Genomic DNA, 18,459 nt, shown 5'->3' with positions numbered 1-18,459 from the left:
TGTTTATTAGAATTAAGGTTTATCTTTTGATAAATTTACCCTGGATAGATTTTCCGCCATCCTGGATATCAATTACATATACACCGCCTACCAGCTGGCTTACATCAATTTTATTGTTCAACAATATTCCGCTTGACACAAGCTTTCCTGCGTGGTAAAGCTTATAGTTGGCTTTACTGCTGATATTCTTAACATTTAAAATCGTGCTTACCGGGTTTGGATACAATAAGACATCATTCTGATTAATTGGGTTGAAGATTCCATTTTTAAAGATTCTTACCTTATAATCCTCTACTTCTCCTTCCGCAAAATTCATACATGTTACAGGAATATCGCCTCTTCTCATGGCCACTCTCATCACCACATATTTTTCATCAGTCATGCTTACCACTGCATTGGCCGGTACTCTAAATGTTCCTTTAACAGGGGTTTCCGTATTGGGACCTGAAACCATTATTCTTTCATCAATACCAAATTCTCCGTCTCTGTTAAAATCTATCCATACTGCAATTCCTTCATTCTGATTGGTACCTGTCCATTTTTTCTCAATGGTGATCTCATTCCCCGAAGAACCCTGAACCAGTTCTATAAGTGTAGCAGGAGTTCCTGTATAATCCGTATAGACTGATGCAGCTGATGGATTTTCCATAACGGGTCTGCCTGCAGGTTTTACAGTAACTTTTGCAATGTGCTCTCCTGCTGAACTTCCTGATGCCATATCACAGTACTCTACTGTAGGTGTGGTAAAAAAGTACAGAGGGGTAAAATTCCCGGTTACACCGTTACAGATGTTGGCCACCTGAAGTTCATATTTAGTAAGCTCTAGTAAGCCTGTTAACAGATAATTGCTATTAGGGGTCTGAATTTCTGTCCAGCTCGGAATACCTACTTTTCTATATCTCAGAATATAAGTGGCTCCAGGGAAAGGATCCCAGGCGACTTGTGCTGATGTAGGCAGCAGCTGAAGTATCGTAAGCCCTGAAGGTGGTAATTCACAGGTTCTTTCCGTAGTAAATACTTTTGAATTGGAGAATGTTTCAGGAGGGCATTGGCTGGCTACCTGAACTTCATACGTTTTGCCGGGAGTAAGCCCCGGAAGAACATAGCTGTTGGCAGGAGGTACCGGTAGATTGACAAAGTTCCATGGAATGGTTCCCACTTCTCTCCATCTCAGTCTATACGTAAGGTTTGCAGCTACTGGTGACCATCCTATTGAAGCAGAATTGGTTGTAATGTTATTTACAGTTACATTCGGAGGAGCGGGATCACATCTTGTTGTAAATTCATTATGAGAGTAAGCTCCCGTTGCACCATCACATCTTACTGCTACTTCTACTTCATATAGAGTATTGGGTACTAAATTCGTTATATTAAGCGTATTAGCAGCTGCCGGCGGGAAGGCTGGCAGTTGGTTTGAAGTAATCCATGCAGCTGCCCCTACAGCTCTGTATCTGATTTCATAAGAATCTGCTCCATTATTCAGAGGCCAGGTTACAGTAGCTGAATTATGAGTAATAGGATTGACTGCTACTACAGGAGTTGCATTACTGCATATTCTTGTAGTAAAGCCTGGTCCCGGTACCCATACACTCTTGTCCGTTGTGCCGCATGCAGAACGTACCCACCAAAAATAAGGTGTGTTTACCGATAGCTGTGTTACATTGGCTGAAGTATTATTTGCAGTTCCTGTTGCCGCTGTACCATTGTTGGGGGCATTATTTGTGGTTGAAATATAATATTCGTACCCATTGGCCGGAGCCTGAGCGGGAGCTACCCAGTTCAGAGTTGCGGTGGTGGGTGTAACTGCTGTTACATTGGGCCCGGTGGGAGGAAGACAGGCAGTAATTAAGATGTTATCTACAGTAGCCGGTGGCTGTGTGCCGCCACTGGCATTATTCGTCCATTCAAATACTAAACGCATATTACCCCCTGCGAACGTATTTAAATTCACGTTGGTATTAATGTATGTCTGCCAGGTACCCTGCCCATTATAATCAGTACCCACTCTTATTCTTCCTGCTGCCGGGGCAATCTGCGTTCCGGCTACTGGAGTAAAAGTGGTAGGGACAAGCCATATTCTTAGATAATCCTGTGCATTCTCTCCTGCGGCTTTCCAATCGAAAGATACACTGCAAACAGTTGTTCCTGCAGGAATACTGACATTCCTATGAGCATGAACAACACTGGCAGCAGCTGTATTATAATTATTTGCCGTGGCTGTTGTATTGGATATGTAAATAGCATTGGGAGGATTTCCTGATGCACTGCCATAAAACCATTTATTGGCTTGCGTACCATTCACAAAGGTAAAATTATCGCCTGCAAAGCTTTCATTATAAGGAAAAGTTGCCGTTGTTGGAATACATGCACTTGTTATAAAACCCATAAGAATAAGGTATAATAACATGTTTAATAAAGAGTAATTTTTTACCATAGATTTTCTATTTTATAAGTTATAATTTATTTGATACTATTTTTTAATCAATGAATACGGAACCCACTCATGCTTATTCGGCAATCCTCTACTATTATTTCTCAAAAAATTATCCCATCTCTACCTAAGCATCCATATTTTAAAAATTAAAATTATTCAAATTAACAAATCTTTTAAAATTTATTTGAAAGCTTGCATTAATTCTATTTTTCCGCTGGTTAATTTAATGAAAATAAATAAAATACGCATATAAAATAATTATTAAATAACAAAACACGCAAATATTAAAAATATAATTATAAAAAATATTATAAATGAAAAAAATTCATAAAATATAAATTAAAACATAAAAAAATGATGTAAAATGATCATTAAAAAAGGAATATGTCACAAAAGTGAGATGATTTTTTTTCTGTAGTAAAAAAATAAAGCAAAAAAAATTCCCGGTAATTGCAAATTGATTTAATTTATTGTCAAAGTGTTAACTCAATCAAAGAGAATCTCTTCAAAGGAATGGAGAGCAAGTGAACCTGCAAACTATTTTCACAGACCCAATAAGATAAAGGCCAATTCCAACAGGTATACATTTGTTTGGAAATGTAAATTGCCAAAAATGAAGAATATAAAAAAGACTGCCCCATTTTGGGACAGTCTCTTGACCTTTTTAGAATTTTAAATATTATTCTTTAATAAATTTCTTCTGTACAGATTTACCGTTATCTTCGATATCTATTACATAAACTCCGTTGATCAGTTTACCTACATTGATCTGGTTGTTTAATAGAATACCTTCTCCAATGATCTGCGCTGCGGAATTATAGATCTTATATTTCGCTCTCTTGCTGATATTTTTCACATACAATACTGAGCTTACCGGGTTAGGATAGATCATGATATCAGTCTGATTAACCGAATTGGCTATTGCCGGTTTAGAGATTCTTACCGAATAATCTTCTACTTCTCCATTGGCAACATTAGTACAGCTCACAGGAATGCCGTCTCTCATCAGTGCAATTCTCATCACCACATACTTATAACTTGTCATGCTCACAAAAGCATCATTCGGTACACTGAATGTTCCTGTAACAGGGCTTGTGGTATTCGGAGGTGATGTAAATACTCTTTCATCAATATCAAAATATCCGTTTCTGTTGAAATCAATCCATACTGCAATTCCTTCGTCATGATTGGTTCCATTCCATTTTTTCTCAATAGTAATGGTATTTCCGGTAGATCCCTGAACCATTTCTATGAAGGTATCAGGAACTCCCGTATAATCTGTATAAGTAGACGGACCGGAAGCATTTTCCATTTTTGGTCTTCCGTTTGGAGTTACCGTTACTTTAGCGATATGCTCATTAGCTGCATTTTGAGAAGCCATCTGGCAGTATACCACGGTAGGCGTAGTGAAATAATACGGAGGTGTAAATGTTCCCGGTGTACCGTTACAAATGTTCACAACCTGCATTTCATATTTTGTATCTTCCAGTAATCCTGTAATGGTGTGGGCATTGGTGGCAACCGGAATGTTAGTCCAGCTTGGAATACCTACTTTTCTATATCTCAGGATATACGTTGCACCCGGGAATCCTTCCCAAACCACTTCAGCCGTTGTAGGCGTAAGCTGCAGAATTGTTAATCCCGGAGGAGGAAGTTCACATGTCCTTAATGTAGTAAATACAACAGGATTTGAATATGGGTTAGGGTTTGGTTCTCCTGTACACTGATTCGCAACCTGTACTTCATAGTTCGTATAAGGATCTAAACCTGTTAACGAGTAAGTATTGGCAGGCGGAGCCGGCAGGTTAACAGTAGTCCAGGCGGCAGCTCCTACTTTTCTCCATCTCATCACATAGGTAGATCCGGTAACAAGAGGTGTCCAGGTTACCAATCCTGAATTCGTAGTAATATTGGTTACCGTAACTCCCGGAGGCGTAGGGTCACATTTTGTACTGAATGCTCTGATTGGTGTGAAGGCTCCTGTAGTAGTTCCGCAGTTGGCTGCAATCTGTACTTCATAAGTAGTAAAAGGAGTCAGGTTGTTTAAAACATATGGTACGGCAGCAACATATACTGAAGTCCATGCAGCAGTTCCCTGTACTCTGTACTGAAGCAGGTAAGTAAGATTGTCTGGTGCTCCCGTCCAGTTAATACTAGCTGAAGTATGAGTTATTGCCGTAAATGTTGGATTGGTAGGTGTAGCCGTACTACATGGTTTTAATCTTACCACATAATCTTCCACCTCACCGTTTACAGCGTTCTGACACATTACCGGAGCAGTTGTACGTCTCAATACCACTCTCATTGTTGTTGTAAGCGGACCGTTGTAAGCTCCTGCCGGAACTGCAAAATTAGCAGTCACAGGAGTGGTCGTACTTGGTGCGGAAGTAATGATCTGTTCCGTTGTCTCAAAAGTTCCATTTCTGTTAAAGTCAATCCACGCGGTAACAGCCACATTAGCCGTAGCTCCGGTCCATCCTTTTGCAACAGAAATTTTATTCCCCGTTGAACCTATTTCCAGAGTAACGAGAGTAGCCGGTGTATTATAACTTGTGTAATTATTTTGTACACTATTATTATTCATTACCGGAAGTCCTGGGTTTACAGATGTTACGGTTACATTTGAAATATGATCATTGATTCCCGTACCCGTCATCGGACAATAAGTAAGCTGAGGGGTTGTAAATTGTACAGAAGCAGAGAATGCTCCCTGAGTGCCATTACATTTTGTGGCAACCTGTACTTCATATTGAGTCTGCTCCGTTAAATTCGTAATCGTATAGTTATTACCCGGAGCCGGTACAGGATCAATAGTTGTCCATGCAGCAGTTGCTACTCTTCTATATCTTAATACATAGGTTGCTCCGGTTGCTGCCTGCCATGAAACATTAGCAGTAGTAGGAGTAAGATTGGTCACCGTGATATTGGTAGGCGCAGCAGTTGTACATGCAGGCAAGTCTATTAACTTCACTGCATAATCTTCTACTTCACCATTTGTAAAGTTACCACATGCAGCCGGGTTTGCCACGTCTCTCAGAACAACACGCATACGGGTTGTAAGTGGTCCCGCATAAGCTGTAGCTGGCACTGTAAATGCTGCTGCAACTGGAGTTGTTGTATTATTGGCTGCGTTTAAAACTCTTTCAGCAGTGTCAAAAACACCATTCTTATCAAAATCAATCCAAACACTTACCGCTTTGTTTGAAGTGGCAGCCGGCCAGGATTTGGAAACTGAAACATTGTTGTTGGCAGATCCTCTAACCAGTGTTATTAATTTCGCAGCGTCTGCTGAATAATCAGTATAGTTAGCGGCAGCAGAATTATTACTCATTGTGTATGAGTTGGTAGCGGCTACCGTTACATTAGAAATAAATCCGTTATCTGTACTTGTTGAAGTAGCTGCACAGTATAAAGTTACAAAAGTTGAAATCGGGGAGAAATTACCTGTCACTCCGGCACATACATTGGCGATCTGAAACTCATAATGAGTACCCGGCGCTAATCCGGTAAGTGTAACTGTATTAATTACAGGTGCCGGGTTAACTGTTGTCCAGTTTGTAGTTCCGGCAACACGGTACCGGAAAACATAAGTTGCCTGGAATGATGCATTCCAAGTAACTGTTGCCTGTGTCTGTGTGATAGCAGAAACCACAATTCCTCCAGGTGCGTTCGTAGTACATATCGGAAGTGTTTCTATGGTGGCTGTTCCAATGGCATAGAATACATTATTAATAGCACTTACTCTCACTTTTGCAGCTCCTCCCACTGTTAGAGGGAAAGCTGTAAAATCCAAAGCCTCACTACCGTCATTTGGTGTAGTGGCGGCCACCACATTCCAGGTAACTCCATTATCAGTTGTAAAATCTATTTTAACATTAGGAGCATTATAAGGTGCAGCATTGGTACCCACTACATCCCAGGTAACATTGGTAGGACCGTTGTTGAATATTGTTGTTGGATTTACTTTAAAAGGGCCGTTGTTTCCTACGACAATAGTCTGGGTTGCAGATTGAGTCTGCTGTTCATGAGGATTAGGATTATTATCTCTTGCCGTAACGGTAAATCTAGTATTTCTCGCTACTGTAGATACTGCCTCCCAAAGGTTGTTGGCATTATTTAAAACACCTGCAAGTACAGACGTAAATCTAGGGAAATAACGGGTTGGGCTCGTCGTAGGAGCCACAGATCTGAAAGACGGACCTGTTGCTGTATTTCCTAAATTGGCATTATTAATTACTTCGTTCGCAATATCTACTTCTTCCCAGTTGAAAGTCATAGGATCATTTTCTGCGTCCGTAGCATTTGCCGTAAGAACAAAAGCTGTTCCTTTTGGAATGTTATAAGTAGGAAGGGCTGCAATTACCGGAGGGGTGTTGGTAATAGCCGTTTCCACATCACAGGTTTTATTAATCAGGTTGGCCTGAATGGCTGTAATATTGGTCACATTAAAATAAGCATCTGAGTGTGCCTGTACATCAGTATTTGGTCCTGTGATACCTGCATATCCCATGATACTTGAGCCTGAACCAGGTTCAACACTTGTAGCTGAACCCAACTGCGGAGGGTCATAAGAAAAGCTGTGAACTCCACCCAGCTGATGCCCCATCTCATGAGCAACATAATCAATATCAAAATTATCTCCTGTAGGAGGATTATTCCCCGGGGAAGTCCATCCTGAACCTTTATCATTTGATGTAGGTACCGTATTATCACGGCAGATACATCCTACACAACCTGCATTTCCTCCGGCTCCCGGAGGTGAAAACAAGTGTCCAATGTCATAGTTGGCATTTCCTACTCCGGCAGTAATAACATTTTGTACCTGATTATTCCAACCAGTAATACCGTTAGTAACTCCTCCCTGGGTATCAGAATAAGGATCTGTAGCGGCATTGGTATAAATTAAGTTTGGATAATTTTGCAGGTTCAGGTGAAGGGCAAAATCTTTTTCATAAACCCCGTTGATTCTTGTAAGGGTTGCATTCATTGCAGCCAAAGCTCCGGCTACTGTTCCTCCATGAAATTGAGTATACTCTCCACACACGGAAAGGGCAAGCCTTAAAGTTCTGTACTTTCTATCTGAATTTTTTGAAAAGTCATTAGGCTGATTAAAAAAAGCTTTCCCTTTTTGGTGAAGCTCTTCAATGTCATGTTTAGCATGCTCACTTTCTTCTGTAGAACAAACGAAACCTTTTTTATCTTTTCCGGTTTTCGGGTGAACTCTGTAGATTGTTTTGCTTGGATTGGCCGGGTCTATAAATTCATAGCCTCCATCCTGAATGATCATCGATTGAAAATCGTTAGGTGCCAAGCTGAATCTCAGGGATTTTGAGGGATCATCTATCCCTACTCCCACATAAGATCCGAGCTGATACTGGTCCGCGAGTTCTTTTACTACAACCGGGAAACTGTAGACTGCAAATTTTTCAATTTTTCCTCCTTTTGTTGGAAGAGAAATGATAACAGGTTTTGCATTTTTACCTGTTTCTACAGCTTTGGACAATTGCATTTTGAGCTGTGAAATGTCCAAAGTGAAATAGTGGTCAGACTTTGAGTCTCTGTCAAGTCCTTTCCCGGAATAGGCTGCTGGCGTCCATTGTGCATGGATCATTGCAAACAAAAACAGGAAAAAGAAGGAAATAGAAATTTTCTTCATAGTTTTTCAGTATTTTGTAATAATTTTACAAACTTAACATATTTTTTAATAATAAAAAATACATTTTAATGATTTATTGAAATATTAATAATAAAACCAGTAAAAGATTAAAAACAATAATTAATAAGGATAAATTTATGTAAATTTTTCAACATTTATTGAATTATAAATTAAAATTATTCTACACCCGCACAATACTCCTTGATATCATAAAAAAAGCCCTCATTTCTGAGGGCTTTACTTATTTGAAATTTAAATATTATTCTTTGATAAATTTCTTCTGAACGGTTTTACCGTTGTCTTCGATATCTATTACATAAATTCCGTTGATCAGTTTACTTACATTGACCTGGTTGTTTAGTAAAATACCGTCACCTATAACCTGTCCTGCAGAATTGTAGATCTTATATTTCGCTCTCTTGCTGATATTTTTCACATACAATAAAGTGCTTACCGGGTTAGGATAGATCAGGATATCTGTTTGGTTAACAGAGTTTGGTACTCCCGGCTTAGCAATTCTTACCGAGTAATCTTCTACTTCCCCGTTGGCAACATTTGTACAGTTCACAGGAACGCCATCTCTCATCAATGCCACTCTCATGACAACATACTTGTAACTAGTCATGCTTACAAAAGCATCATTCGGTACACTGAATGTTCCTGTAACAGGGCTTGTGGTATTCGGAGGTGATGTAAATACTCTTTCATCAATATCAAAATATCCGTTTCTGTTGAAATCAATCCACACTGCAATTCCTTCGTCATGATTCGTTCCGTTCCATTTTTTCTCAATAGTAATGGTATTTCCAGTAGACCCCTGAACCATTTCTATGAAGGTATCAGGAACTCCTGTATAATTGGTATAAGTAGACGGGCCTGAAGCATTCTCCATTTTTGGTCTGCCATTCGGAACTACCGTAACCTTCGCAATATGTTCATTAACTGCATTCTGAGAAGCCATCTGGCAGTACATCACGATAGGCGTAGTGAAATAATACGGAGGTGTAAATGTTCCCGGCGTACCGTTACAGATATTTACCACCTGCATTTCATATTTCGTATCCTCCAACAGTCCTGTAATCGTATAAGTAGGTGCTGTTAAAGAAACATTAGTCCAACTTGGAATACCTACTTTTCTGTATCTAAGCATATACGTTGCTCCAGGGAATCCTTCCCATACTACTTCTGCCGATGTAGGCGTAAGCTGAACAATCGTTAATCCCGGAGGAGGCAATTCACATATTCTTTCCGTAGTAAATACTTTTGGATTTGAATACGGGTTAAGAGTTGTCTCTCCAACACATTTGTTCGCCACCCTTACTTCATATTTCGTATATGGATCTAAACCGGTTAGCGAATAAGTATTGGCAGGGGGAACAATATTATTGATCTGAGTCCATGTGGTAGTTCCCACTTTTCTCCATTCCAATGTATACGTAGAGCTCGCTGAAAGTGGTGCCCATGTAATTAATGCAGAGTTGGTCGTAATATTACTTACTGTAACATTCGGAGGCGTAGGGTCACATCTTGTTACAAAAGTTTTGATTGGTGTAAATGTACCTATAACATCTCCACAAACGGCAGCTACCTGAACTTCATAAATGGTAGCAGGCGTTAAACCTGTTATTACAAGTGGAATGTTATTCAGTAATGCAGAAGCATATACTTCAGTCCATGCTCCCGGAGGCGTCTGAACTCTGTATCTCACAAGGTAAGTTACGGTATTCGGAACTCCGGAGAAGGTAAGCGTAGCCGTATTATGAGTAGCAGTGATTCCAGGCTGGTTTGGTGTATTATTACTACATGGTCTGATTTTCACTGCATAATCTTCCACCTCACCGTTCACTGCATTCTGACACAATACCGGAGCGCTGGTACGTTTAACCACCACTCTCATGGTTGTGTTAAACGGTCCTGTATAAGCATTGGCCGGAACCGTGAAATTATTATTGGTAATAGGTGTAGCAGAGCTCGCTGCTGAGTTGATAATCTGTTCTGATGTTTCAAAAACACCGTTTCTGTTATAATCAATCCAAGCTGAAACAGCCACATTACTGGTTGCCCCGGTCCATCCTTTCGATACAGAGATCTTGTTGTTACTAGAACCTGCATCAAGAGTAATTAATGTTTGAGGCGTAGTATAGTTGGTGTAGTTGTTTTGTACACTTGTGTTGTTCATTACCGGTACTCCAGGGTTTGAAGAAGTAACGGTTACATTTGAAATGTGGTCGTTAGTTCCTGTACCCGTCATCTGACAGTACGTCAATGGTGGAGTCGTAAACTGTACGGTTGCAGAATAAGCACCTGTAGTAGTTCCACAAGTTGTAGAAACCTGTACATCATACTTGGTCTGTTCCGTAAGTCCCGTAATTGTATAGTTGTTTACTCCAGCTGCCAGAACCTGAGTTGTCCAGGCTCCACTAGGAGATACTCTCCATCTGATGGTATAGGTTGCATTGGCAGCACCCATCCAATATACAGAAGCTGTAGTAGCCGTAAGGTTCAACACTGTGATGTTAGTCGGAGGAGCAGTAGTACACGCAGGCTGATCAATCAGCTTCACTGCATAGTCTTCAACCTCACCCCAGGTGAAATTTCCACAAGCCGCTGCAGCTGCGCTTTCTCTTAACGCTACACGCATACGGGTTGTAAGGTTTCCTGTGTAAACACCTCCTGCTGCATTAGGCACAGTGAAGGTAGCCGTAACAGGAGAAGTTGTGTTACTTGGAGAAGTCAATACCTGCTCGTTGGCTTCAAAGATTCCGTTTCTGTTAAAGTCAATCCATACTCCGGTTCCGAAAGACCATTGAGTCCCCGGCCAGCTCTTAGTTATAGTAACCGTATTATTTCCCAGACCTCTTACCAAAGTAATCTGTCTTGCAGGATCTGTACTGTAATCTGTATAATTACTGAAATCCGAATCGCTTGTCATTGGTATTGCCGCATTCGGAACTACTGCTACTCTACTGATAAATCCGTCAATAGTAGTACTTGTAGAAGCTGAAGTACAATACACAATGGAAGGAGTGGTAAATGGAAGACTTGCAGAGAATGCTCCCTGTACTCCACCACAGATGGTAGCAATCTGAACTTCGTATTGTGTTTGCTCTGTAAGACCGTTGATTATATAGTTACTTGCCAAAGGTGTCGTAATATTTACCGTGGTCCAAGCTCCACTAGGTAAAGCTCTGTATCTTAATACATAAGTTGCTCCGGTTGAAGGCATCCAGTTCACCTGAGCCGAAGTTGGCGTAAGGTTGGAAACCGTCATATTCGTTGGAGGTGCAGTAGTACATGGCTGTAGAGCAATAACACTTAATGTAAAGTCTACGTAATTACCATTAGATGCCGTTCCACAAGAAGTAAGCGCTCCGGACCATGATGTTGCAGTTCTTACTCTGTAATTCCCTGGCGGCTGTGTTGAAGGTATTGTAATTGTAGCCGTTCCTGAAGTAGCATAAGTAGTAGTTGCCAGGATGGTTTCCCCCGGATCATTAAAACTCATATTATTATTCCAGTCAACCCATACATAATAATAATATGTACTGGTTCCGGTATTCAAGTTCATGGTGATTGTATTGGTAGGCAATCCTGAGAAACTTGTGGCAGAGTTATTAACGTATCCTACATAGGAAGTAGCTGTATAATTTAAATTCGAAATTCCTCCCGTTGTATTAACCGTTCTCAGATAATAGGTTGTGGAAGTACCTGCCGGTGTACAGAATCCTGTATAGAAGGAGATAGGCCCTACCCATGTACTCTGATCTGTAGCACTACATTTTGATCTTACCCATACATAATACGTTGTATTAGGATTCAATGGAGAAAGTGTTGCACTTGTTCCTGTTGTGATTGTCTGGGAAGGTGGTGTTGTGGTAGTTGGTGCTGTAGCAGATGTACTGTAGTATACATCATATCCTCCTGCCGGAACAGCAGACGGTGCAGTCCAGCTCACTGTTGCACTGGTAGTGGTTACAGCTCCTAAAATGAATCCTGAAGGAGGTAAACATGAAGGCGGCGGCCCCACAACCATACGAATATTGGGTCTGTCTGAGTTAACCGTCATTGATCCTGTTGGAGCCGTACTGTCTACTTCAAGGTACATATGTTTTGAAGCAGCTGTGGAGTACGTGAAAGCATTCCCGGCCAGCGGACCTGTTCCAAACCCTCCATAATTGGTTTCAACCAACACCATCAGGTTGTCAGTTCCATTATAATAATAAGGAGTCTGAAGTGTAACTGTATTCCATCCCGTTGGTAAATTATTTAAGTTTCCGCTATATACTAGAGATGCACCGGAAGTGGCAGTAGCCCAATCCTGTGATGTAACAGTAGTTGTAGCAGCGGGAACAGATTTTAAATAAATCTTCACCGGAATGTTGATACTGGTAGCTGCTGTAGCATTCCATGCCACAGACTGGATGCTTCCTCCTGCCGGAACATTAATTTCCGCTGCAGTATAAAGAGACGCATCTCTCAGAAATCCAAAATAAGCGCCCAGAGGATTCCTCTGAGTGCTGGTTCCTGTACCAATTGTAACTGTTTGTGCCTGTGCGAACAGTCCGAAGACCATACAAAGCAATGTTATGAGCACCCTAAAGGGCCGGCTCATTTTACAGAGTAAAAATCCACTCATATGTTTTTAGTTTAGTAGTGATAGCAATAGTATGTAAAGTAGTATAGTGTTTACTGTTTTAATGCTCAAAAATATTTCTGAGACATTGATTTTTACAGATATTCTGTAATAAAAGAATAGTTTTTTAATTCATTCGCCAATATTTTAATAATTACACAAATCTAATAATTTTTTCATTATTAATACATTCATTCAAATATTTTTTTATTAAAATTCCACAATAAGTATATATTTTACATACTAAAATATAAAATCAACAGACAGGGTTAGGATTCTGTATTATACATAATTACTGCATTTTTTTGATAAATTAGGACCTAAAACGTCATTTTTATCCCTTTATCATTTATAAGCATATATCACTTTTTGTAGAATTTTTTTCTACATTTTAAACTTCAGCATTATATTACTGATAAAAAGGTTGTTGAACCTGTATAGGTTGCTATATGAACTTTTATCCCATCCCAACAGTCTCTTTAATCAGACAAAACAGGCTTCAGAATTATTATAAAATCGCAACCATAATTTGTTTATGATAACAAAACGGCAACAAAAAAATCCTCAGATATGCATCTGAGGATTTTCTATTCATTATTTAAATTTTATTGTATAAAACAATAAATCACTGATTAACAAGTCATTGAATTTATTATTTTAAAACTTATACGCAATATTCCATGCAAAGCCCATATTGAATTTACCAGAGCTTCTTCCGAATCCCGGCACAATCATAGGGGTGATATCATCCTGCTTGGAAGTATAGACAAGGTATTTCGGCTGAAGATTGACATCAATATAGAAATTAGATTCAAACAGCTGTACTCTACCGCCCAAAGTTCCTTCCAGCCATGCGGAAGTCTGAGAAGATGACGGAAATGCTACAGAAGAAGCACTGCCACCAAATCCGCGGACCGGAACAGCCATATATTCCTGATTATAAAAAGCGCCCCCGACTTTACCTCCTGCATAAAAACCATTGAACTCATTTTCTGGATCTTTTGCCAACATATAGAAAGCACCCAATTTCACAAAGGGGCCACTGGCTTTCGCATCATATCCGTTTTTCTGATATACATTTTTTTCAAAACCAGCTTCAGCAATTACATGCACATTCCCTCTGAGTTTTGATGAAATGAATCCCTGATAAAGCATTCTGTCTGAAAAGAATGAAACCCCTGTATTAAGAACATCAAACCCTACCATAAAATTCGGTTTGTATTTTTCCTGAACTTTTTTGGTTTCCTTGCTTTCTTTTTTTTCCTGGGCAAGCCCCATTATTCCTATGATGCTAAAAAAAAAGGAAAAGATTAGTCCTGTCTTCATTCTCTATTTGGTTTTGTCCTGCTTCCAGTTTCTGGACAGGATTTGATTGTATTAATTGTGAATTTAGATTTTCATATGTTTTTTTGATTCCGCAGCCGGGAGAAACATATGCTGTCTTTGTACTGTAGTTGATTCTTACATGAGACTCCGGTCCTGTATTTTCTATTCTGAAATAAACATCGGTAAAAGGAGAATCGTCTACTCTAAGTGGAATAAGTCTTGAGTCTATTTTCTGAAGTTTCCCCAACTGTACTTTCCCTGCGCCATAGTCTACAGCTACATACAGTGAATCCACCGTCATCGCTTTACCGGTTGACATAGATTTAAAAGCCACTTTTATTCTGGGTGTTCCTTCACCGCTCTCACAAATATCATCGTCTCCGCCACAGGAAAACAGCATTCCTGCCAAACAGATCATTACGAGAAATTTAAAATACTTCATCTTTTTTATTTTGGGTCTAAGGCTTTCTCAATTCTGAAAGCAAGTTCTTCATAGTGGTATTTGTTCACGGTATTGGTATCTGCTTTTGCTAAAAGATCTTTTTTAATGGTAATCAAATTTCCTCTTACAATGGCAGAAACATCAGATCTATCCGGATTTTTGGCATCAATAAGTTTAATCATGTTATCCACATAATTTCTTTGCAGGCTTCTTCCGTATACATCCGAACTGGCTTTTTTAATGATGGAATTATTAAGGTCAGAAAACAGATCAACCAATGTATAGGTATTCTGATCTATGGCTTCCATCTGAGACATATTCTGCAAAACCATCGGGCTCAGAATTCTTGAAAGAACTCCATTTTGGATATCTTCAATTGTTTTTACCGGAGTCTTTCCTGTTTTCTCAAAGATTTCTTTTTTAATAAGCCATTGTGGAGTTGTAAAAATATTTTCTTCTAAAAACCTCATGGCTTCCTGCTGATCTTTTTTAGCAACAACTTCATATACCGGACCGGATTGTTCTGCTGTTTTAGGCGTTTCCATCTGGCCTCCGATATATTTGGAAACATGTCCGGCATATCTCCTGAACTGTCCGATTACCTGATCATACATGATTCCCAGATTATCATAGTCTTCGTTGGGAGTTTCCGTCCATTTTTCAAGATTATCCAAAATCCTTTTCAGGTTTTTAATTCCGTAGGTACCGGCAATCATTGCATTGTCTCCTACCTGCTCACTCTGGGATCTTGGATCAAGTGGATTGGATTCTGTTCCGAACCAAAGTCTTTCGTTTTTCAGGTTTTTAATGACCCATTTATTCAGGTATTCTTTTTCTGAATCAGGAGTGTTGTACTGATAAAATCTTTTGTATCCCCATTCAATTGCCCAGTCATCGTAATCTCCTATTCTCGGCATGATTCCCGAGTCTCCTATATGATCTTCCGGCTGTGCAACATAATTGAATCTGGCATAATCCATGATGGATGGTGTATGGCCGTTTTTCTCAAGCCATTTTTTATCTCTCAATTTTTCAACAGGCACTGTAGAACTGGAACCAAAATTGTGTCTCAACCCTAAAGTATGCCCTACTTCATGAGAAGAAACAAAACGGATCAGCTCACCCATTAATTGATCATCGAACTTCATTTTTCTTGCCCGCTCGTCATTGGGTGAAGCCTGAACAAAATACCAGTTTCTCAAAAGTAACATCACATTATGATACCAGTTGATATGACTTTCCAGAATTTCCCCTGTTCTCGGATCTGAGATGGAGGGTCCTGAAGCATTCGGAACATCTGAAGGTTTATATACAATGGCGGAGAATCTTGCGTCTTCAAGGCTCCATTCCGTATCTGTTTTGGAATCGGGAACTTTTGCGTAAATGGCATTTTTGAAACCTGCTTTTTCAAAAGCTTTCTGCCAATCGTTCACTCCCTGAATCAGATATGGAATCCATTTTTTGGGTGTAGCGGGGTCAATATAAAATACGATAGGTTTCGCAGGTTCTACCAGTTCTCCTTTTTTATATTTTTCAAGGTCCTGAGGCTTGGGTTCCAATCTCCATCTTTTAACCAAAGAAATCTTTTTTACGCCTTGCGGATCCAGGTCAAAATCGGTGTAGCCTACTGTGAAATAGCCTACTCTCGGATCGAAGTATCGGGCCTGCATTTTATTTTCGGGAAGAAGAACAAATGAAGCGTTAATTTCTACGGTATAATTTCCACTTATTTTAGGTGTATTGGCAGGAGTAGCTCCCGGCAACGGTTTTCCTAAAGTACGTGCGAAAGTTTTGGTGGTATTTATTTCTATATTATTAGGAAAAGATTTCACAAAATTCACAAATGACATATCTTTCTGGAAAGCTCCTACCTTGAAAGCATCTTTATTCGTCACAGAAAAAGAAACTGTTTCATTATCGGAATTCAGAAGATCTGTAACGTCAATAACTGAGGACTTCTTATTATCCCCGTAAGTTTTTACGTCAAAAGCTTTGATAATAGGCTGTACATTATTTCTGATCACAGAATTGTACATGTCCGAAGTGGAATCTTTTGCATAATCTACAAAAGAAATGGCTCTCAAAAGAATTTTGTCTTTAGGACCTTTTTCAAAAGCCACTACCTGCTGACCGATCTGGTCTCCTGCATATCCCGTACTTCCGGATCTCATGCCTGCAGCGGCTTTTGTAAGTCTTGTTACTAAAAGAAATTCCTTTTTCAGCATTCTGTCAGAAATTTCGAAGTAGTATTTATCTTCAATTTTATGAACTGTGAAAACGCCCTGATCTGAAACGGCTTTGTCTGTAATAATCTCTTTGTAAGGTTTTATAACAGGTTTTTTCTTGGGATCATCCGTTTTTACTTTTGCGGTATCCGTTTTTACTGCCGTAGAGTCTTTTTCCTGCCCTTTCAATCCGTTGTGACTGAATGTTAAAGCAACTAACAGGAATGCAGCACCAAGGTTTTTCACTTTTTTCATTTAAATTTTCAGATTAGTATCTTCAAATGTAAGTAATTATTTTTTGATGAGTAATGCTATATTTTCAACGTGGTGAGTTTGCGGGAACATATCTACCGGCAATATCTTCACGAGGGTATAATGGTCTTTCATCAAAGCAAGATCTCTGGCCTGGGTAGCCGAATTACAGCTTACATACACTACTCTTTCCGGTGCCAGTTTCAGAATTTGCTCTACCACTTTCTGGTGCATTCCGTCTCTTGGCGGGTCGGTAATTAAAACGTCTGCTTTAGGGTGATTTTCAAGGAATTCATCATTAAAGACGTTTTTCATGTCTCCGCAATAGAATGTTGTATTGGTAAGACCGTTTAATTCAGCATGTTCAATGGCTGCATCTATGGCTTCCTGAACAGATTCTATTCCGATCACCTGCTTGGCATTTCTCGCCACATACTGGGCAATGGTTCCGGTTCCGGTGTACAAGTCATACACTACTTCATCACCTTTTAAATCGGCAAATTCAAGGGTTTTTCTGTACAGCTCCAATGCCTGTTTATAATTGGTCTGGAAGAATGATTTCGGTCCGATTTTAAATTTCAATCCGTCCATTTCTTCCATCAGGAATCCTTCTCCGAAATAAATATTGATATCCAGATCATAAATGGAATCATTTTGCTTTGAATTGATAGCGTATACCAATGTTTTAATCTGCGGAAACTTTTCAAGTAAAAACTGGAATAATTTTTCTCTGTTTTCTTTTTCTTCTCTGTACAGCTGGAATAAAACCATCCATTCTCCTTTAGAGTTCTGTCTCATCATCAGAGTTCTCAAAAACCCTTCCTGATTTCTTACATCAAAGAAATCAAATCCGTTGTCTACTCCAAATTTTTTCACCGCCAAACGGATGGCATTGGACGGATCCTCCTGAAGGAAACATTCTTTAAGGTCTAAGATCTTGCTCCACATTCCCGGAATATGGAATCCTAAAGCGTCTTTGCTACCAAAGTTTTCTTCGGAGCTTATTTCATACTGGGTAAGCCATCTCGCGTTTGAGAAAGAAAACTCCATTTTGTTTCTGTAGAAATACTGCTCTTCGGCGCCTAAAATTGAGATGGTTTCAAAATCATCGATTCCTCCGATTCTTTTGATATTATTGTATACCTCTTCCTGCTTGAAATCGAGCTGTTTCTCATAGCTCATATTCTGCCATTTGCATCCTCCGCATGTTCCGAAATGAACACATTTAGGATCTACTCTGTACGGTGAAGGCTCTACCACTTCTACGGTTTCCGCTTCGTAATATTTGGACTTGGATTTTTTTACTCTGGCATTCACCACATCTCCCGGAACAGCTCCGGAAATAAGTACGGTTTTCCCTTCTTCGGTTTTTCCAATGGCAACGCCTTTCGCTCCTGCACCAAATAACTTAATATTTTCAAGAATGATATCTTTTTTCTTCTTTCTCATCCGTAAACTCAAATTCTTTTAATGTAGGATAAAGCCCTCCGG

The 18,459-nt window shown here is 39.6% G+C and carries 7 protein-coding genes; all 7 read right to left on the bottom strand.

Annotation, left to right across the window (positions count from 1 at the left end):
• Nucleotides 1-19 precede the first annotated feature (19 nt).
• Nucleotides 20-2,386 (bottom strand): fibronectin type III domain-containing protein, encoded by a 2,367-nt coding sequence (locus ACM46_RS19885; RefSeq protein ID WP_048508433.1) that lies wholly within the window; start codon nucleotides 2,384-2,386, stop codon nucleotides 20-22.
• A 727-nt stretch (nucleotides 2,387-3,113) separates the two neighbouring features.
• Complete coding sequence (locus ACM46_RS22870) at nucleotides 3,114-8,090, bottom strand: GEVED domain-containing protein (protein ID WP_053082731.1); 4,977 nt, start codon at nucleotides 8,088-8,090, stop codon at nucleotides 3,114-3,116.
• Between the two features lie 259 nt (nucleotides 8,091-8,349).
• A complete protein-coding gene (locus tag ACM46_RS19875) occupies nucleotides 8,350-12,663 on the bottom strand; it encodes a GEVED domain-containing protein (protein ID WP_048508432.1) in 4,314 nt (1,437 codons plus the stop codon).
• A 717-nt stretch (nucleotides 12,664-13,380) separates the two neighbouring features.
• Nucleotides 13,381-14,049, bottom strand: a complete 669-nt coding sequence (locus ACM46_RS19870; protein WP_048508431.1) for a DUF6048 family protein — start codon at nucleotides 14,047-14,049, stop codon at nucleotides 13,381-13,383.
• Nucleotides 14,015-14,491, bottom strand: coding sequence for a DUF6452 family protein (locus ACM46_RS19865; protein WP_048508430.1), 477 nt, complete (start codon nucleotides 14,489-14,491; stop codon nucleotides 14,015-14,017). The genes ACM46_RS19870 and ACM46_RS19865 overlap by 35 nt, the downstream gene beginning before the upstream one ends.
• Before the next feature lie 5 nt (nucleotides 14,492-14,496).
• Complete coding sequence (locus tag ACM46_RS19860; protein ID WP_083997473.1) at nucleotides 14,497-16,971, bottom strand: zinc-dependent metalloprotease; 2,475 nt, start codon at nucleotides 16,969-16,971, stop codon at nucleotides 14,497-14,499.
• 36 nt (nucleotides 16,972-17,007) lie between these two features.
• Nucleotides 17,008-18,417 (bottom strand): 23S rRNA (uracil(1939)-C(5))-methyltransferase RlmD, encoded by a 1,410-nt coding sequence (gene rlmD, locus ACM46_RS19855; RefSeq protein WP_048508429.1) that lies wholly within the window; start codon nucleotides 18,415-18,417, stop codon nucleotides 17,008-17,010.
• Between the last annotated feature and the right edge of the window lie 42 nt (nucleotides 18,418-18,459).

It is taken from the genome of Chryseobacterium angstadtii, from assembly GCF_001045465.1.
Classification (GTDB): Bacteria; Bacteroidota; Bacteroidia; order Flavobacteriales; family Weeksellaceae; genus Chryseobacterium; species Chryseobacterium angstadtii.
The sequence above is the reverse complement of the archived record's forward strand: the minus strand, read 5'-3'. Positions and strand labels throughout refer to the sequence as shown.